This window comes from Streptococcus mitis, assembly GCF_005844455.1.
Lineage (GTDB): Bacteria > Bacillota > Bacilli > Lactobacillales > Streptococcaceae > Streptococcus > Streptococcus mitis_BF.
The window spans coordinates 29,068-48,053 of the sequence record NZ_SPGF01000004.1 but is presented as its reverse complement, the minus strand read 5'-3'; the positions used below and the strand labels follow the sequence as shown (position 1 = coordinate 48,053).

The window sequence follows — 18,986 nt, the reverse complement described above, 5'->3', positions numbered from 1 at the left end:
TTTATGATAAAATGGGAGTATCGCAAAAAATGACTCATCGTATTCAATTTTGAGTAAAACTAGGAGGATCCCATGTCTACAGAACATATGGAAGAACTAAATGACCAGCAGATCGTTCGCCGTGAAAAAATGGCTGCGCTCCGTGAACAAGGAATTGATCCCTTCGGAAAACGCTTTGAACGCACTGCAAATTCCCAAGAATTAAAAGATAAATATGCTGACCTCGATAAAGAACAATTACATGATAAAAACGAAACAGCTACTATCGCAGGACGCTTGGTAACCAAACGTGGTAAAGGTAAAGTAGGATTTGCCCACCTTCAAGATCGTGAAGGTCAAATCCAAATCTACGTTCGTAAAGATGCTGTCGGTGAAGAAAACTACGAAATCTTCAAAAAAGCAGACCTTGGTGACTTTCTTGGTGTCGAAGGCCAAGTAATGCGTACAGATATGGGAGAACTCTCTATCAAGGCAACCCACATTACACACTTGTCTAAAGCTCTTCGTCCACTTCCAGAGAAATTTCACGGTTTGACAGACGTTGAAACAATTTACCGTAAACGTTACCTTGACTTGATTTCTAACCGTGAAAGCTTTGAGCGTTTTGTCACTCGTTCAAAAATCATTTCTGAAATCCGTCGTTACCTTGACCAAAAAGGCTTCCTTGAAGTAGAAACGCCTGTTCTTCACAACGAAGCTGGTGGTGCTGCTGCTCGTCCATTTATCACTCACCACAATGCCCAAAACATTGACATGGTCCTTCGTATCGCAACCGAGCTTCACTTAAAACGCCTTATCGTTGGTGGTATGGAACGTGTCTATGAAATTGGCCGTATCTTCCGTAACGAGGGAATGGATGCTACTCACAACCCTGAGTTCACTTCTATCGAAGTTTACCAAGCTTATGCAGACTTCCAAGACATCATGGACTTGACTGAAGGTATTATCCAACACGCTGCTAAATCAGTTAAGGGAGATGGTCCAGTTAACTATCAAGGAACTGAAATCAAGATTAACGAACCATTTAAGCGTGTTCACATGGTGGATGCTATCAAAGAAATTACTGGTGTAGATTTCTGGCAAGACATGACTTTCGAGGAAGCCAAAGCTATCGCTGCTGAGAAGAAAGTTCCAGTTGAAAAACATTACACTGAAGTTGGTCACATTATCAATGCCTTCTTTGAAGAGTTTGTTGAAGAAACCTTGATCCAACCAACCTTTGTCTATGGACATCCAGTAGCTGTATCTCCACTCGCTAAGAAAAATCCTGAAGACGAACGCTTTACTGACCGTTTCGAGCTCTTCATCATGACTAAGGAGTACGGTAATGCCTTTACTGAGTTGAACGATCCAATCGACCAACTTAGCCGTTTTGAAGCCCAAGCTAAAGCCAAAGAACTTGGTGACGATGAAGCGACAGGCATCGACTACGACTACATTGAGGCTCTTGAATATGGTATGCCTCCAACAGGTGGTTTGGGAATCGGTATCGACCGTCTCTGCATGCTCCTCACTGATACAACAACTATCCGTGATGTATTGCTCTTTCCAACAATGAAATAATACTCTTATCCTCTGGCTCTTGTCAGGGGATTTTTCGATGCAAAAAGAGACTGAGGAAAACTCAATCTCTACTTTTCACTTCTTTGGTTGCTACATCTTCTCCAAACCACTTTTGGCTAATCTCTTGGAACTTTCCTTCTTGGTGTAGTGCGATAAAGGCTTGGTTTAAAGCTTGTAGTAATCTTTTGTCAGCAGGTCTAACTCCGACCGCAAAAGATTCACTTTCAAATCCTGCTGAAAAAACATTGTAATCATTTAATATACCTTCAGACTGGAGGTAATAATTAGCATATACTCGGTCAATCAACAAGGCATCAATCCGGTCATTTTTCAAATCAATCAAGGCCTCATTGAAACTCTGGTACTGATTGGCCTTCTGGTCTTTTACACGATTTTTCAGTAAATCTGGCTGGGCTTCAAAGTCTAAATAACCAGATGAACCTGCTTGGGCTCCTAAGGTCCTATCCTTCATATCCTCTACCGAATGAATCTGCTGGCTTTTCTTGGCAACCAGAACTTGCTGATTTTCCATATAAGGAATGCTAAAAGCAACCTTCTCTCGGCGTTCATCAGTGGCAGAATAGCCATTCCAGATGGCATCAATAGTTCCATTTTGCAGTTCCGTTTCCTTCATATCCCAGTCGATTGGCTGGAATTGCACTTTGAAGCCTAATTTATCTGAGACAGCTTGTGCCAAATCAATATCAAATCCTGTATATTGGCCATTCTTTTCTTCAAATCCCATGGGTACAAAGGTATTGTCAAAACCAATAGTAATGGTTCCCTGCTCTTGATACTTATCCCAGTTATCCTGCTTTGGATCACTAGCCTTCTGAGTACATGCAGTTAAAAAGAGGGTCAGGAGCGAAACCAATACTAAAGCAATTTTCTTATTAGTCATTGGCACCTCCTACTTGGGTTCAACCTTGAGAATCTGATCTGCGATATTTTCAGCAAACTGCAAATCGTGGGTAACCACAATCTGGGTCATGCCAAGTTCCCTATTTTGCAAAATCAGTTTTTCCACTTCCAAGCGTAATTCTGGATCTAGGGCAGAAGTTGGTTCATCGTAGCCAATGATTTCTGGATCAATCATCATAGCACGCGCCAAGGCCACTCGCTGCTTTTGTCCACCAGATAGTGAGAAGGGATAAGCATCTGCGTGCCCTGCCAGTCCTAATTGTTCCAAAAGACCACGCGCCTTCTTCTCTGCCTCTTCCTGCTTCATTCCCATGGTTTTCACAGGCGATAAGGTCAAATTATCTAGAACTGATAAATGAGGGAAAAGTTGAAAATCTTGGAATACAAATCCTAGTAGATTGCGCTTCTCAAGTTCATCCAATTCTAAAGGTTCTCCATTATAAAAGATTTGCCCTGAATCAATGGTTTCAAGACCTGCAAGCATACGTAAGAGGGTTGTCTTACCTCCACCAGAAGGTCCAACGATAGCTAGGATTTGCTTTTCAGGAATTTTTAGACTGAAATTAGATAAAATTTGCTTTTCACCAAAGACTTTATTGATATTTCGTAATTCTAACATGGCAGCCTCCTATCTATAGTAACTGTACTTCTTCTCAACTTTTTTGGAAATGATTGTCACAATCCCAATCAAAATCAAGTAAATGGCTCCTGCCAAGAACATGGGAACAAGGCTGGCATCACGGTTGGCAGCTGTTCGGCTTGCTAAGATAAGGTCTGAAATACCTAGAGCATAGACCAGAGAAGTATCCTTGACTAAACTCATAACCTCATTAAATACGCTAGGAAGAACAATCTTGGTCACCTGTGGTAAGATAATATAGCGGACTGTGTCAAAAGGACTAAACTTCAATACCTTAGCAGCCTCATATTGACCTTTAGGAATGGTATCAATCCCCCCCCGGAAGATTTCAGCGAAGTAAGCCGCATAATTCAAAACAAAGGCAATGATAGCCGCAGGAAGACGATCCAAACGAATCCCAATACTTGGGAGCACATAATAGATAAAGATCAATTGCAAGAGCAAGGGTGTCCCCCGCATAATCCAGATATAAATGTTAATCAGATGATGGAGGAGCTTCCAACGGACTTGCAAGGCAAAGGCAATCAAAACGCCCAAGGGAATAGAAAAAATCAAGACCAGCGCAAAAACCTGTAAAGTCATGCTTGCACCACTCAATAAACTCGGTAATATCTCAAACAAATAAGACATACTGACACCTCCTTAAAATAATTGTTCCTATTATAGCATAAATAAACTAAATAACCAACTATTTTTGTAAAAAAATTCTTTTTTAATAGAAAAAATATAGTGTCGGCGAATTTTAAGTTCAAGTTAGCCATCCAGAAGTCTTCTCTGGGTGACTTGTAGTTCAAGCATTTTTTAGGATAGTTATTAATCCAATTTTCGATTAAGGCGACTTCTTTAGGAGTCGTTTTCTTAGTTCCTTTAGGTAACCATCTACGAAGGAGCCTGTTGTGATTCTCAGTAGTCCCCCTTTCCCAAGAGGCATAGGGGTGCGCATAATAGACTTCCTGCGAAACAAAATATGGTACAATAGTTCTATGAATTATGAAGCAAGCAAACAATTAACTGATGTACGATTTAAGCGCCTTGTTGGTGTTCAGCGCACTACTTTTGAAGAGATGTTAGCTGTGTTAAAAACAGCTTATCAACATAAACACGCAAAAGGTGGACGAACTCCCAAGTTAAGCTTAGAAGATTTCCTCATGGCTACTCTTCAATACATGCGAGAATACCGTACTTATGAACAAATTGCGGCTGATTTTGGCATTCACGAAAGCAACTTAATCCGTCGGAGTCAATGGGTTGAATCAACTCTTATTCAAAGTGGTTTTACGATTTCAAAAACTCATCTTAGTGCTGAGGATACGGTGATTGTGGATGCAACAGAGGTAAAAATCAATCGTCCTAAAAAAATCAACTAGCCAATTATTCTGGTAAAAAGAAATATCATGCTATGAAGGCTCAAGCGATTGTCACAAGCCAAGGGAGAATTGTTTCTTTGGATATCGCTGTGAACTATTACCACGATATGAAGTTGTTCAAAATGAGTCGCAGAAATATCGGACAAGCTGGTAAAATCTTGGCAGACAGTGGTTATCAAGGACTCATGAAGATGTATTCACAAGCGCAAACTCCGAGGAAATCAAGCAAACTTAAGCCACTAACTCTTGAAGATAAAGCCTATAACCATGCGCTATCTAAAGAGAGAATCAAGGTTGAGAATATTTTTGCCAAAGTAAAAACGTTTAAAATATTTTCAACAACCTATCGAAATCGACGCAAACGGTTTGGATTACGAATGAATTTGATTGCTGGAATTATCAACCGTGAACTAGGATTTTAGTTTCGCAGGAAGTCTATTATAGAACTTTCAAAAAATATATAGCGTATTGAATCTAGAATAGCACATTACAGTTGCTAAAACATTTCTAGAAAAAATTGACTTTCTCAATCACTTTGTTCACATCTTATTTCAATCTACTATAGTGTCTTAAAGCTAGAATAGGACAATACAGTAGATTGAATCTGGAATAGTACGTTATAACTGTTAAAATATTTCTAGAAATTAATTTTATTTTCCTAATTAATTCCTAGAAATATTTTAGCAGCCGTAGTGTACTGCTCTAGTTTCAATCCACTATATTATAATTTACAAGTAAAAGAAAGGACAAACTTTGCCCTTTCTCGATCTTAGCTTCTATTTGTTACAGTTAACTTGACTGATAATTGGAGTTTTATCTTCTTTACTGTGATGGATTTTCTTTTTTAGTTCGTGCCAACCTCAGGGCACGATTTGGATTGAGACGATTAAATAGTTCTTCCAATTTCTTTTCATTCCAAACGTCTGCGGCGGAAACAAAATTACCATCCGCATCTCGGAAAGATATCGGTTTATCTCCCATACCAGTCTCCTAGTCTACAAATTCAAACTCAAATTTACCAATGCGGACCAAGTCACCATCTTTAGCTCCACGCGCACGAAGGGCTTCATCAGCCCCCATACCACGTAATTGGCGGGCAAATTTCATAACTGATTCGTCACGATCAAAGTTGGTCATATTAAAGAGTTTCATGAGTTTTTCACCAGAAAGCACCCATGTCGCATCGTCATCACGACTAATTTCAAAGGCTTTTTCTTCCTCGTCAAATCCGTAGTAAGCTTCTTCTTCCATATCTGACTCGTCGTAGAGCAAGAATTCTGGTGTCTTGTCTAACAATTCAGCTGTAGCATCCAAGAGCGTTGCCAGACCTTGCTTGGTCAAACCAGAAATCGGGAAGATAGCTGGTAACTCTTCAAATTCATCGTAGTTTTCAGCCAATTTTTTCTTGAATTCTTCAAGATTTTCCTGACTTTCAGGCATGTCCATTTTGTTGGCTACGATAATCTGTGGACGCTCCATGAGACGAAGATTATATGACTCCAGCTCTTTATTGATCGCTAGGTAGTCCTCATAAGGATCACGGCCTTCACTAGCTGACATATCAATGATGTGGAGGATGACACGTGTACGCTCAATGTGACGGAGGAACTGAGTTCCCAAACCAACACCTTGACTAGCCCCTTCAATCAAACCTGGCAAGTCGGCTACTGCAAAGGATTCACCTGATTGGGTACGAACCATACCAAGATTTGGCACGATAGTGGTAAAGTGGTAGGCACCAATTTTAGGTTTAGCTGAGGTGATAACACTTAGAAGTGTTGATTTCCCAACAGATGGAAATCCTACTAAACCGACATCCGCAAGGATTTTTAGTTCTAATTGTAACTCACGTTCCTGACCTGGTTCTCCATTTTCAGAGATTTCCGGTGCAGGATTTTTTGGTGTCGCAAAGCGGATATTTCCACGTCCACCACGACCACCATGGGCTACGATAAATTCTTGCCCGTGTTCAATCAAATCTGTCAAGACCTTGCCTGTCTCTGCATCACGAACAGTTGTACCTTGTGGCACTCGAACTCTAAGGTCCTCGGCACCACGACCATGCATCCCTTTGGTCATTCCTTTTTCACCGGAATCAGCCTTGAAATGGCGATTGTAGCGGAAATCCATGAGGGTACGTAGTCCTTCGTCTACAACGAAGACCACATTGCCTCCACGACCACCATCACCACCCCAAGGACCTCCATTAGGGACATATTTTTCACGACGAAAGGCAACCATGCCATCGCCACCATTACCAGCCTTGACCTTAATCTTAGCTGTATCTAAAAACATACTCATTATTTCTTCTCACTTTAAAAAAGGGCTGGGAAATCCCAGTCACTAAATTTTCTTGAATCTATTTTATAGATTGCTGAGGGCACCAATTGCAGTTGCAAAAATTCCCAATAAACTTGCTACTAGCATGATAATCACGATAAACAAGGTTATTTTCTCAAACAAGGTTTTTTTACGATTTCCATTATCTCCAAATGCCATTTTTCTCTCCTTCGTTACATTCTATTTTCTATTATCTTAGCATGAATTGAGCTAGTTTTCAATAGTCAGTTGATACAGGTGCAATAATCCATAAAATGATATAAGCTACAATTCCTGCTCCGTAACCAAAAGCAAGAACACCCCATATTACACGAACAATGGTAGGATCCACATCAAAATAATAAGCCACACCGGCACAAACACCCGCGATCCTTTTGTCACGCCCACTTCTCATTAATTGTTTTTTCATAGCTGTTCCTCTTTCTATTCTTCATGGTCTTTCCAATAATCTCTCATGCTAATTAACTGTGTTTTTGAAGCCTTCAGCATGCGTCTAGAGCCTTTTACCGGTACAGCGACCACCTTTTGCGGAAGATACAAAACTGTCTTAAAAATACGCTGACTGACCGTATCATCTTTTGCTAAATCTTTCTGGAAGTTATTTGAAATGATGGCATCCAGATAAAACTCATGCACTCGTTTCCCAAAGTTTTCAGCTGAAATCTCGTACAACTTCTCTGATAAGGTATGCTCATTCATGTCTGGTGTTGCAATCAGGGCTTCCAGAATAGCTCCAGCTAAATCATGTTCACCGTAATACAAGGTTCCAAACATTTTATCACTGATAAGATTGTCCAGATAAGGATTTCCATGTGCAATGACAGGCGTTCCACTAGCCAAGCTTTCCAAGTAGGTCAAACCTTGGGTTTCACTTGTAGATGCCGAGATGAAGAAATCTGCCGCCTTATAGTAAAGAGCTATCTCACTAGGAGCAATCATCCCTGTAAAGATGACGGAGCCTTGAATCTCTAGTTTCTGGGCTTGCTCTTTAAGGTCATCCAGATAAGGACCGTCCCCAGCTACTACCAGTTTGACCTTGTCTTCTTCTTTCAGAACTTCTGCAAAGGCTGCTAAAACCGCTTGAATATTTTTTTCATAGGAAATTCTGGAAAGACTAAGCAACATCTTTTCATCATCTTGAATCCCTAATTTACTACGCAGTTCTTTCAAATTTTCCTGCTTGATTTCCGGACGCTCAAACTTAGCTAATTCAATCCCGGTTGGAATGACCCGTTTTTCCACCTTGACCTTATAGTCAGATAGCAAATCACGGACAATCTCACTCGGGCAAATAACCCCATCCACATCATGCAAGAAACCTCTGACGAGGTACTTGACCATACTCGGACGAATCAGCATCCCCTTGGCAATATAATGCACATAGTCTTCGTACTGGGTGTGATAAGTATGGATGACTGGAATTTTCAGTTCACGCGCAATCCAAATCCCCAACAAGCCAAGAGAAAATTCTGTCTGAGTATGGATAATATCCAGTTGATACTGTTTGGCAATTTCAAGCGCCTTGCTGAAGCCTCGATAGGCAAAGCGACGATCTTTAAAAGCAAAAAAAGGAACACTTGGAATGCGGATAATTTGCCAATCTTCATAACGATTGACATCCTTATCGGTCGTCGTAAAGATAAAAACAGCATGCCCCTGCTTTTCAAGCTCGGTTTTCAAGGTTCGAATACTGGTCGCTACACCTGAAACCTGAGGAAAATAGGTATCTGTAAATAAACCAATTCGCATAGATTACCTCACTTTTTACTTTCTCCCTAAAGCGGCTTGTTTCTCATAAAAGTCCAACCAGATTTGTAACAGATGCTCTTCAGAATACTCTCTAGAAATATTCTTAGTTCTTTCTTTAAGGGCTTTTAAGGCAGCAGGATTGGCTTGATATTCCATAATAGCTTCTTTCATCTCTTCTCTATCTGCTGTCGCCCGATAATTTCCCTCCAAAATCACCTTATAAAGATCTAAATCACGCAACATAATAGGAGCTTCACAACTGGCAGCTTCTAAAATAGTCATAGGAAAGAGCTCATTGTAACTAGGCAACAAGAAAAGGTCGGCTAGGGCATACAATTCGCGCATCCGCTCTGGTGACACAATACCTGGAAAAATCAAATTTTTAGGGGGGGTTTCCATCATTTTCTTGTAGCGTTCATAACCATCTGTTATGCCCCCAAAAGAGAAACCACCCGCCCAAATAAAGGTAATTTGCGGCAATTCCTCAGCCAGACGGATAAAGTCATCAATGCCTTTGCGTTTCTGAACCTGACCAGCTCCTACTACGATAAACTGATTTTCACTAAGACCTAGATCTGTTCGCAGTCTCACTACCTCTTCTTGTGAAAGGGGATGCCATTTTTCCTTATTGACAAAGTTAGGAATATAGGTCACTTTTTCACGTGGAATACCAGCTGCCACCAAATCCTCAATAAACATAGGATTGACCACAACCAAGTGCTCCATCCGGTTGTAAAAAGAAAATACATAGCGTTTGACAATTCCCTTTAAGAAAAATGGAATCTTCAAACTCCCCTCAAGTGTATCAGGCAAGAAATGCACATAGCCAATTTTCCTCCCTGAGCGTTTCTTTTGGAAGGTTGATAAATAATAAGGGAAATCAATCGTATGAAAGTGAGTCACATCTGCCTCAATTGGTAGATTTTCAGTAACAATCAATTGGTCCTTGGCATCACGGTGAAGAAGACGAACTAATTCACGGTAGGCACCTGAAACTCCTTGTCCAGCTACTTTCTCACTTGAACTCAACATATTGATGCGTAATTTCTTTTTTTCCATAAGTACTATTATATCATTTTCTTTGAATAAAATCAGCAAAAGAAAGGAGAGACTAGAGGAAAAGAGGGGGAAAATTCCTCACTTCTCCAACGGTCTCTCACATGCTTTTATATGTCTACTTAATGCCTAGGGCAATGCGGGCATAACGACTCATTTTTTCAACGGTCCAGGCTGGATACCAGACTAATTTGACCTCAGTATCAGTTACTTCTGGCACCTCTGTCATGGCATCATAAATCTGGTCCGTCAAAAGGTCTGCTAGGGGACAACCCATAGTTGTCAAAGTCATGTCAATCTCTGTTTGCCCTGTGTCTCCATCAAAACGAATCTCATAAATCAAACCAAGATTGACAATATCGATTCCCAACTCAGGGTCGATGACTTCTTCCAAGGCTGTTAAAATCCGTGTTTTGATGTTTTCAATTTGCTCTTCTGTATAAGCCATATTTTCCTCACTCTTAGTCTTCAATAAAATCACGAAGCGGTTTGCTGCGACTTGGTTGACGTAGTTTTCTCAAAGCTTTAGCCTCAATCTGACGGATACGCTCACGGGTTACGTTAAAGACTTTACCAACATCTTCAAGGGTGCGCATTTTCCCATCATCTAGTCCAAAACGCAAACGTAGAACATTTTCTTCACGGTCTGTAAGAGTATCCAAGACCTCATCCAACTGCTCACGCAAGACGATACGAGTTGTGTAGTCCACTGGATTTTCAATCACTTCGTCTTCGATAAAGTCCCCAAGGTGGCTATCATCCTCTTCACCGATTGGCGTTTCAAGAGATACTGGTTCTTGAGCAATCTTCAAGATTTCACGAACCTTGTCAGGAGTCATATCCATACGTTCAGCGATTTGTTCAGGCGTTGGATCTTGTCCCAATTCTTGAAGAAGGTTACGCTGTTCACGAACCAATTTATTAATGGTTTCAACCATGTGGACTGGGATACGAATGGTACGAGCTTGATCCGCGATAGCACGAGTGATGGCTTGACGAATCCACCACGTTGCGTAAGTTGAGAACTTAAATCCTTTAGAATAGTCAAACTTGTCAACCGCCTTCATCAAGCCCATGTTCCCTTCTTGAATCAAGTCAAGGAACTGCATACCACGGCCGACATAACGCTTGGCAATGGAAACAACCAAACGAAGGTTGGCTTCCGCAAGACGTTGTTTGGCTTCGATATCACCAGCTTCAACAGCTAGTGCCAATTCTTTTTCCTCTTCATTGGTCAAGAGAGGAACGACCCCGATTTCTTTCAAGTACATACGGACAGGGTCATTGACCTTAGCAGAAGTTGAACCAATCAAATCCTCATCGCTAAGTTCTGGCTCTTCTTCTGCACTAAGAACACGCGCACTTGGATTTCCTTCGTTATCTGTAATTGAAATCCCTGCATCCTGAATTCGTTGCAAGAGATCTTCAATCCCATCAGCGTCCAAGGTAAAAGGAATAACTAGACTAGCATTGATTTCATCATCAGTTGCTGTCCCTTTTTGTTTATGATTACGGATAAATTCTGCTACTTGTACGTCAAATGTTGTTACTTCTTTTTGTTTTGTTGCCATTATTACTCCATTCTTCTCTTTTGGGAAATTAAACGTTCCAATTCTTCTAAGGCTGTGTCTGTATCTCCTACATGGCTAGCTTCCTGTACCTTCTTTTTGATTCTCATATTGTCCTGATTCAAGAGAGCCTTGTTTCGAGTCATCTCTACTTCACTAAGTTCCTGCGGTGACATCTCAGCAGGTAAATCCTGAGCTAAGACTTGGTACCAAGCTCTCTCAACTTCCTCTGTCTGCTCTGCTAAAACTTCTGGAGGAAGATTGCCATACTGGCCAAGTAAGTCATATAAGACCTGAAATTCAGGTGTATCAAATGCAAAATCTTCTCGCAAACGGTAATCGTTCAAAACAAGAGGAGATTCCATCATTCGATAAAGTAGATGGGCTTCTGCCCTCATAATAGCCGATAACTGCTTGGTGACAGGCATGGTGATTGGCGTCGGTCTGGAGATTCCTTCCATGCGATTCTGCCTTTGTGCCCGACGGCTCTCATTCACAATCTGCTCAATCTGGGCATAATCAAAGGACGCCAGACTGTCAGCTAAAATATGAATATAGCTGTTTTGAGCAGTGATAGACTTTTCTTGAACAATCAAGGGAGCTATTTTTTCAATAAACTCAATCTGTACCTGCAGATTTTCACTATTTTCAGGCTTGTACTGGTGAATGTAAAACTCAATCGGACTAATACGTGTTTTCGTTAATAGATAGGCCAAGTCTTCTGGTCCATTTTTTTGTAGATACTCATCTGGATCCAAGTTATCAGGCATGCTGACGATCTGCACAGGCATATCGCCAATTTCATCTAAGGCTTTCAATGTCGCAGCTTGCCCAGCCTTATCGCCATCGTAAACAAGAACCAACTTCTTGGTTAACCTTTTCAGATGCTCAACATGCTCACGACTCAAGGCCGTACCCATAGACGCCACAGCATTTTCGATTCCAGCCCGATAGGCTGCAATGACATCCATGAACCCTTCCATGAGGTAAATCTCACTGGCTTTACCAGAAGATTTTTTTGCCCTATCCATATGATATAATTCGTAACTTTTGTTAAAAATTGCAGTCGATCTGCTATTTTTATACTTAGAAGTTTGTGAATCCGTTTTCTGCCAGATACGACCTGAGAAGGCAATGACTTTTCCCTGATCATTGGTCAAGGGAAACATAATCCGATTATGAAAGGTGTCTACAAATTGATTGGCATCCGAGAGGTAAAATAATCCTGAATCCAAGAAATCCTCTTCACGATACTGACCAGACAAACGTTGATAGAGATAGTTTCGTTCTGGAGGTGCTAAACCAATCCGAAAATGCTTGAGCACTTCATCTGTCAAACCACGCTGATAAAGGTAGTTTCTGGCCTCTTCCCCCATGGTCGTTGTCATGAGAATGGCATGATAAAATTTGGCAGCATCTTCGTGCATATCATAAAGAGCTTGGTGGGGGGAGGCTGGCTTCTGCTCATTATAAAGCGGTTTTTCTACCTCTATCCCAACACGCTGACCTAAGATTTGGACAGCCTCCATAAAGGCAACCCCTTGGTACTCCTCGATGAACTTAAAGACATCTCCAGAGCGACCACAACCAAAACAGTGATAAAACTGCTTGTCCTCTACAACGTTGAAAGAAGGTGTTTTTTCACCATGAAAAGGACAGAGCCCTAGATAGTTCCGTCCTGCCTTTTGTAAAGAAATCACATCTCCTATGACTTCCACAATGTTGGCATTGTTTTTGATTTCTTCAATGACTTGTTTGTCAACCATACACAATACCTCCATGTTATCATAGTTTACTTTATATAGTATACTTTATTTCAGAAAAAAAGTAAACCATTTCACTTGTTTTCCCTACTTTATTCAAAGAGTTGATAATAATCAGAGATTTTCATTTTTGCTTTTTCTTCTTGGCTCAAATCTTGGATGATACGACCTTCCTTCATAACAATCAAACGATTGCCATATTTGAGAGCATCTTCCATATGATGAGTAATCATAAGTGCTGTCAATTTATCCTTCTTGACAAATTCATCTGTCAATTTCATCAAGGCCACACTGGTCTTTGGATCAAGGGCTGCAGTATGCTCGTCCAACAAGAGTAATTCAGGACGCTTCAAGGTTGCCATCAAGAGGCTCAAGGCCTGTCTTTGTCCACCTGATAAGAACTCAATCGGTGTATTCAAATGTTTCTCAAGACCGTTTCCTACTTTTTCAATAGTTGCCTGAAATTCATCCTTGTAGCTAGCCAGACGTCTTGGTAACAATCCACGCTTTTCACCACGAAACTTGGCAATCAAAAGATTTTCAGCGACTGTCATACGAGGAGCTGTCCCCATCTTTGGATCTTGGAAGACACGAGACAGATACTTAGCGCGCTTCTCTGGTGAAAACTTGGTAACATCTTCACCCAAGATACGGATGGTTCCACTGGTTAAGGATAATGTTCCTGCAATGGTGTTAAAGAGAGTTGATTTACCAGCTCCATTGCCACCTAAAATCGTGATAAAATCCTGTTCAAAAATTTCTAAGGAAACATCATTTAAAATAATCTTTTCTTCATCAAAGCCATTTTTAACGACTTTGGTTGCATTTTTTAATTCTACAATTGCTGTCATTTGCTTAGTTTGGCTCCTTTCAAGATGGTTTGCTTAAATGTTGGAATCATGAGGCAGACTGCTAAAATCACGGCACTGTATAGACGAAGGTAACTTGTGTTAAAGCCAAGCGCGATAACTGCCCATACTAAGAATTGATAGGCGATAGAACCTACAACGATGGTAACCAAACGCTCTGCCAAGCTCAAACTCTTGAAGATAACTTCTCCAATAATCAAACTTGCAAGCCCCACAACGATAACCCCGATTCCTCGAGACACATCAGCATAGCCTTCTTGCTGGGCAATGAGGGCACCTGCAAGGGCAATCACACCATTTGATAAGACCAAACCCATGAGCTCCATGCGTCCAGTATGAATTCCGAAACTTCTAGCCATATCAGGATTGTCACCTGTAGCAATATAGGCTTGTCCAAGTTTAGTGTCCAAGAAAAAGATCATGAGAGCAATGACAAGACTGACAAAGATAAGACCTGTAAAGAGTTGGTTCAAATCTGAATCAAAAGGTAAGACATCCTGAATTTGCTTAGTTCCAAGCAAGCCTAAATTGGCACGTCCCATAATCAAGAGCATGATAGAGTGACAAGATGTCATCACCAAAATTCCTGAGAGCAAGGTTGGAATCTTCCCTTTTGTATAAAGAAGACCTGCTGCCATTCCAGCCAAACAACCTGCTCCTACAGCAACAAGTGTCGCTAAAAAGGGATTTACACCTTTGGTTATCAGAGTGACAGCAACAGCTCCCCCAAGAGGGAAAGAACCTTCTGTCGTCATATCTGGAAAGTTTAAAATCCTAAATGTCATAAAGATTCCCAGACCTAAAATAGCCCAGACAAATCCTTGAGAAATAATAGATAATATCATCTGTTTCTTAACCTTTTCTATACGATTTCTATTGTAAAAAATTGGAGGAGATGTCCCCAACTCCTCCATTACAGATTATTCAATCACTTGTCCTGCTTCTTTTAGAACAGATTCAGGAATAGTAATACCTAGTTCTTGTGCCAATTTTTTGTTGATCACTGACTTACCAGTTGAAAAGACATTGACTGGTGTATCAGCTGGTTTTGCACCTTTCAAAACTTGAGCAATCATTTTACCAGTTGCCACACCAAGGTCATGTTGGTCAACTACAACGGACGCCAAAGCACCTGCTTCTACCATGGCAGTTGCGCTTGGGTAGATTGGTTTTTTAGCTGATTGGTTGCTTGATACAACAGTTGAGAAGGCTGAAGCAATAGTGTTATCAATTGGAACCCAGATAGCATCAACCTTGCTAGTCATAACGTTAACTGTTGAAGCAATTTCATTTGTTGAAGGAACTGCAAATGTTTCCACTGTCAAACCTGCTTTTTCAGCATAAGCTTTAAATTCTTCTACCTGTGTTTTTGAATTATCTTCACTGCTTGAGTAAAGAGCACCGATTGTTTTCACATTTGGTGTCAAAGCCTTGATGAGTTCAACTTGTTGTTGAGCTGGGTTGTGGTCAGATACCCCTGTAATGTTGCCACCTGGTTTTTTCAAATCTTTAACCAAGTTAGCACCGATTGGGTCTGTAATAGCAGCCATGATAACCGGTAGGTCTTTTGTTGCACTAGCCAAACCTTGAGCAGCTGGTGTTGCAATACCAACCACAAGGTCATTCCCATTTGCAACCAACTGTTTACTCATTGTCGCAACCTTACTTTGGTCACCTTCTGAGTTCATAAAATCGATTTTAACTTGATCATCTTTATACCCTTCCTCTGCAAGTCCATCTTGAATCCCTTTATAAATCAAATCAAGAGATGGATGGCTCACAAACTGAAGGACACCAACTTTGGCAACTTTCTTCTCATTCTTAGTTTCTGGTTTATTCATTGAAGAGTAAATCAAGCTTCCTGCTACTAAGACTGCTAATGCAGCGATAATTCCAATTAAACGTTTATTTTTCATTCTATTTCTCCTTTTTATTTCCTTTAACATACTTCACTTATCTAATACTCTTCGAAAATCTCTTCAAACCACGTTAGCTTCACCTTGCCGTACTCAAGTACAGCCTGCGGCTAGCTTCCTAGTTTGTACTTTGATTTTCATTGAGTATAAACAAGCGACGCCATCGTTTTCTTTCCATACTAACCTCCATCAAAAAAGTCCCCACACAAAAAAACTTGTGTGAGGACGTCGATGCGCGGTACCACCTCAATTATAGGGAATTTCCCTATCGCTCTGTCTCGCAATAACGAGATGCACTGTAAGGTGTGCTCACCGAATTTTTATGATTTCAAATTCTACATAACATTCAGCCCAATTTTCATCATCATCACTTATCTGCTTTCAGCTACCACAGACTCTCTACAAAGTTTGTATGATTACTTTTCTGAATGGTTAAATTATATCATTTTTCAACTACTTGTCAAGACTCTTTGAGAATTTTTTTGAAATATTCAAAAACTTCCCCTATAGAAAAGAGGAAGCTTGATAGGTATCAACCTGAATTACGCAATCCTGTTGCAATTCCGTTGATGGTTGTATGGATCAATTTTTCTTGATCGCTTGATAATTCTCCTCGGCGTTGACGTTTAATCAACTCCAACTGGATATAGTTGAGGATATTAAAGTAAGGCATACGGTAATCCAAACTTGCTTTTAAATATGGATTTTCAGCCAAGAGTTCATCATAACCTTCGATAGCCAAGATGACTTCCTTGGTAACTTGCCATTCATTTAGAATAGTCTCATAAATTGCTTTTACTTGATCATCTTCACAAAGTTTGGCATATTCAAAAGCAATATTCATATTTGATTTTGACAAGACCATGTCAACATTTGAAAGAAGTGACTGGAAGAAAGGCCAATTTTGGTACATATCTCGTAGAATAGCGATGTTCTCTGGATTTTTATCAATAAATTCTTTGAAGCTTGATCCGACACCATACCAGCCAGGAAACATAACACGACTTTGCGACCATGAGAACACCCATGGAATGGCACGCAAACCACCAATTTCAGTGATTGTCTTACGAGCGGCTGGACGTGAACCGATATTAAAGCTTGAAATAGCCTTGATTGGACTTGACTCAAAGAAATAATCATAGAAATGGTCATTACCAAAGACCAAATCACGGTAGATATCGTAACTACGGTCCACCACTTGGTCCATAATAGCTTCATAACGATTTGAGGTATTGGTATCACTCTTCTTCTGAGTAATCATACGGTTAATGGCCGCTGAAACCAGCATTTCAAGGTTATAGTAAGCAGCGTCTTTGTTACCGTATTTATTCCCAATTACTTCACCCTGCTCCGTCAAACGGATACGATCCTTGATAGACTTGAGCGGTTGAGATGTGATGGCTTCATAGGTTGGTCCACCACCACGACCGACAGTCCCACCACGGCCATGGAAGAAGGTAACCTTCACGCCAAATTCATCTCCAATAGCAGTCAATTGTTGTTGAGCCTTGTAGAGGGTCCAACATGATGATAGGTAGCCACCATCTTTATTACTATCAGAGTAACCAAGCATGATTTCTTGGTAGTTATTACGTGAAGCAATCCATTTCTTAGCAAGAGGAAGAGAAAGGTATTCTCTCATAGTTTCTTCTGAGTGATCCAAGTCCTCGATTGTTTCAAAAAGAGGAACGATTTGGACACGGGCTCTTTCTTTATCAACTAGCCCTACTTCTTTTAGCAAGATAGCCAATTCCAGCATGTCTGATACGCTGGTTGCATGTGAAATAATGGTTTGACGAATAACATCATCACCCAACTTATCTTTCAACTTACGAGCAGCTTTAAAGATGGCCAATTCTTTTTCAAGTAACTCTGATTTTTCAACATGAGTAGCAGAAAGAATACGTGGATCTTCCTCCAATTCTTTCAATAGAAGCTGGCATTTTTCTTCTTCACTTAGTTCGCTATAACGAGAATGAATTCCTGCTGATTTTAAGAGTTCTGCTACACAGGCCTCATGAACACTAGAATCTTGACGCATATCAATAGATGCCAAATAGAAACCAAAAATTTCAACTGCCTGGATCAACTCAACAAAATCACCAGAAATCAGTGCTTCACCCTTATTTTCCAAGAGGGAATCTCGAATAGTAATCAAATCCTTATAAAAATCATTGGCTGTTTCATAGCGAGCACCAACTTCCTTATCCTCAATCAGATAAGCTTTAGTTGCTTGGATTTTTGATTGAATATCAAACAAGGCACGACGGTAAAGCTCTTTTTCACGGTAAATAGAATTATCCTTGGATTGACGAGCCATTTCTCTGACTTGCTTGCTCACATTGACAATACTGGTTGAGAGAGAGAATTCACGATAAAGTTGGTAAATCTTTTCATCATAGTAGTTCATGATGACTTCACACTGAGTCATAGCAGATTGTTTCAAGGTATCTGCTGTAACAAAAGGATTACCATCACGGTCTCCACCAATCCACATTCCCATGGTAATTGGTTTAGGATGTTTCAACTCCAAGCCGTGTTTTTTAGCCAGACGCTTGTACTCAGCAGTCAAATGAGGAACTGCCTTCAGGAATGAACTATTGTAGTATTCCATGACATTCGTAATTTCATTGGTTACTTTCAATTTCTTTTCACGAATCATATCTGTCTGCATGATAATCTCAATGTAACGACGGAGATCATTATGCCATTTTTCCTTATTAATCAAGCCTAATTTCACATCACGATACTTACGCAAGAGGGTATGGATATGGTTGGTCAAATCCAACATACTCTTACGTTGCACTTGTGTTGGATGGGCTGTCAAAACAGGGACAACATTCAAGTGTTCAAGAATTTCAACCGCATTTTCTTTTTCAGCAACCATTTTGATAGTTGCTGATAATTTCCCAAGATAATCTTGATCGATATTATTTTGGTGGTTGATTTCATAAGCCAAATCCACATCTTCTGAAATATTAATCAAGAGGGGCAAGATAGAGAAATAGCGTGAAATATAAGCCATTTCATCATTTGACAGACTAGTAACCAATTGGTTCAAGCCTTGATAATCTTCTTGAGTTGATAATTCCTTCAACTGCATGATTTTTTCAAAAGTCGCTGGAGCAAGCATATTTTTAGTGATATCTTCTAACAATTCTGTTAAAATCAATACTTCTTCTTGCACGACAGCTTTATTACTATAGTTTTCTAATTTTTGAAGAGACATAGGTA

18 protein-coding genes, 1 pseudogene and 1 other annotated feature are annotated in these 18,986 nt (G+C 40.3%); of the genes and pseudogenes, 2 read left to right on the top strand and 17 right to left on the bottom strand.

The features are described 5' to 3' along the window. Positions 1 to 72: 72 nt before the first annotated feature. A complete protein-coding gene (lysS, locus tag FGQ53_RS01630; protein ID WP_138335288.1) occupies positions 73 to 1,563 on the top strand; it encodes a lysine--tRNA ligase in 1,491 nt (496 codons plus the stop codon). A gap of 61 nt (positions 1,564 to 1,624) precedes the next feature. On the opposite strand, the gene FGQ53_RS01625 is transcribed toward lysS, so the two are convergent. The 4 genes and pseudogenes from FGQ53_RS01625 to FGQ53_RS12240 form a co-directional block, all read right to left on the bottom strand. Next, positions 1,625 to 2,464, bottom strand: coding sequence for an amino acid ABC transporter substrate-binding protein (locus FGQ53_RS01625; protein WP_138335287.1), 840 nt, complete (start codon positions 2,462 to 2,464; stop codon positions 1,625 to 1,627). Positions 2,465 to 2,473: 9 nt separating this feature from the next. Further along, complete coding sequence (locus tag FGQ53_RS01620) at positions 2,474 to 3,103, bottom strand: amino acid ABC transporter ATP-binding protein (RefSeq protein WP_138335286.1); 630 nt, start codon at positions 3,101 to 3,103, stop codon at positions 2,474 to 2,476. Between the two features lie 9 nt (positions 3,104 to 3,112). Beyond that, on the bottom strand, positions 3,113 to 3,754 hold the full coding sequence (locus tag FGQ53_RS01615; RefSeq protein ID WP_138335285.1) for an amino acid ABC transporter permease: 642 nt from the start codon (positions 3,752 to 3,754) through the stop codon (positions 3,113 to 3,115). 140 nt (positions 3,755 to 3,894) lie between these two features. Then, positions 3,895 to 4,074, bottom strand: a pseudogene (locus FGQ53_RS12240) (transposase); the annotation flags it as partial. Positions 4,075 to 4,107: 33 nt separating this feature from the next. Between FGQ53_RS12240 and FGQ53_RS01605 the strand changes: the two are divergent. Beyond that, positions 4,108 to 4,913, top strand: a protein-coding gene (locus tag FGQ53_RS01605; RefSeq protein WP_138335284.1) for an IS5 family transposase whose coding sequence is annotated in 2 segments (ribosomal slippage) — positions 4,108 to 4,482 and positions 4,485 to 4,913 — 804 coding nt in all. Because the reading frame shifts where the segments join, the coding sequence is not laid out codon by codon here. A gap of 400 nt (positions 4,914 to 5,313) precedes the next feature. On the opposite strand, the gene FGQ53_RS01600 is transcribed toward FGQ53_RS01605, so the two are convergent. From FGQ53_RS01600 to ppc, 13 genes are all read right to left on the bottom strand, one after another. Next, complete coding sequence (locus FGQ53_RS01600; RefSeq protein ID WP_001808548.1) at positions 5,314 to 5,472, bottom strand: hypothetical protein; 159 nt, start codon at positions 5,470 to 5,472, stop codon at positions 5,314 to 5,316. A 9-nt stretch (positions 5,473 to 5,481) separates the two neighbouring features. Then, a complete protein-coding gene (gene obgE, locus FGQ53_RS01595) occupies positions 5,482 to 6,792 on the bottom strand; it encodes a GTPase ObgE (protein ID WP_138335283.1) in 1,311 nt (436 codons plus the stop codon). Positions 6,793 to 6,855: 63 nt separating this feature from the next. Next, positions 6,856 to 6,990 (bottom strand): DUF4044 domain-containing protein, encoded by a 135-nt coding sequence (locus FGQ53_RS01590; protein WP_000863855.1) that lies wholly within the window; start codon positions 6,988 to 6,990, stop codon positions 6,856 to 6,858. Between the two features lie 58 nt (positions 6,991 to 7,048). Next, positions 7,049 to 7,225, bottom strand: a complete 177-nt coding sequence (locus FGQ53_RS01585; RefSeq protein ID WP_138335306.1) for a PspC domain-containing protein — start codon at positions 7,223 to 7,225, stop codon at positions 7,049 to 7,051. A gap of 29 nt (positions 7,226 to 7,254) precedes the next feature. Then, complete coding sequence (locus FGQ53_RS01580) at positions 7,255 to 8,580, bottom strand: glycosyltransferase family 4 protein (protein ID WP_138335282.1); 1,326 nt, start codon at positions 8,578 to 8,580, stop codon at positions 7,255 to 7,257. A gap of 15 nt (positions 8,581 to 8,595) precedes the next feature. Then, positions 8,596 to 9,639: an alpha-galactosylglucosyldiacylglycerol synthase gene (cpoA, locus tag FGQ53_RS01575; RefSeq protein ID WP_171019056.1), complete on the bottom strand. Its 1,044-nt coding sequence runs from the start codon at positions 9,637 to 9,639 to the stop codon at positions 8,596 to 8,598. Positions 9,640 to 9,754: 115 nt separating this feature from the next. After that, positions 9,755 to 10,084 carry a metal-sulfur cluster assembly factor gene (locus FGQ53_RS01570; RefSeq protein WP_000331929.1) on the bottom strand — a complete coding sequence of 110 codons (330 nt, stop codon included), beginning with the start codon at positions 10,082 to 10,084 and terminating at the stop codon, positions 9,755 to 9,757. A gap of 13 nt (positions 10,085 to 10,097) precedes the next feature. Further along, complete coding sequence (gene rpoD / locus FGQ53_RS01565) at positions 10,098 to 11,207, bottom strand: RNA polymerase sigma factor RpoD (protein ID WP_004259586.1); 1,110 nt, start codon at positions 11,205 to 11,207, stop codon at positions 10,098 to 10,100. Positions 11,208 to 11,209: 2 nt separating this feature from the next. After that, positions 11,210 to 12,970: a DNA primase gene (dnaG, locus tag FGQ53_RS01560; RefSeq protein ID WP_138335281.1), complete on the bottom strand. Its 1,761-nt coding sequence runs from the start codon at positions 12,968 to 12,970 to the stop codon at positions 11,210 to 11,212. A gap of 89 nt (positions 12,971 to 13,059) precedes the next feature. Beyond that, on the bottom strand, positions 13,060 to 13,818 hold the full coding sequence (locus FGQ53_RS01555) for an ABC transporter ATP-binding protein (RefSeq protein WP_138335280.1): 759 nt from the start codon (positions 13,816 to 13,818) through the stop codon (positions 13,060 to 13,062). Beyond that, positions 13,815 to 14,681 (bottom strand): ABC transporter permease, encoded by an 867-nt coding sequence (locus FGQ53_RS01550; RefSeq protein WP_138335279.1) that lies wholly within the window; start codon positions 14,679 to 14,681, stop codon positions 13,815 to 13,817. The genes FGQ53_RS01555 and FGQ53_RS01550 overlap by 4 nt, the downstream gene beginning before the upstream one ends. A 75-nt stretch (positions 14,682 to 14,756) precedes the next feature. Continuing rightward, positions 14,757 to 15,752, bottom strand: a complete 996-nt coding sequence (trpX, locus tag FGQ53_RS01545; protein ID WP_138335278.1) for a tryptophan ABC transporter substrate-binding protein — start codon at positions 15,750 to 15,752, stop codon at positions 14,757 to 14,759. Between the two features lie 218 nt (positions 15,753 to 15,970). Further along, positions 15,971 to 16,188 (bottom strand) — a binding site (T-box leader). 96 nt (positions 16,189 to 16,284) lie between these two features. Continuing rightward, on the bottom strand, positions 16,285 to 18,981 hold the full coding sequence (gene ppc / locus FGQ53_RS01540) for a phosphoenolpyruvate carboxylase (protein WP_138335277.1): 2,697 nt from the start codon (positions 18,979 to 18,981) through the stop codon (positions 16,285 to 16,287). Positions 18,982 to 18,986 lie beyond the last annotated feature (5 nt).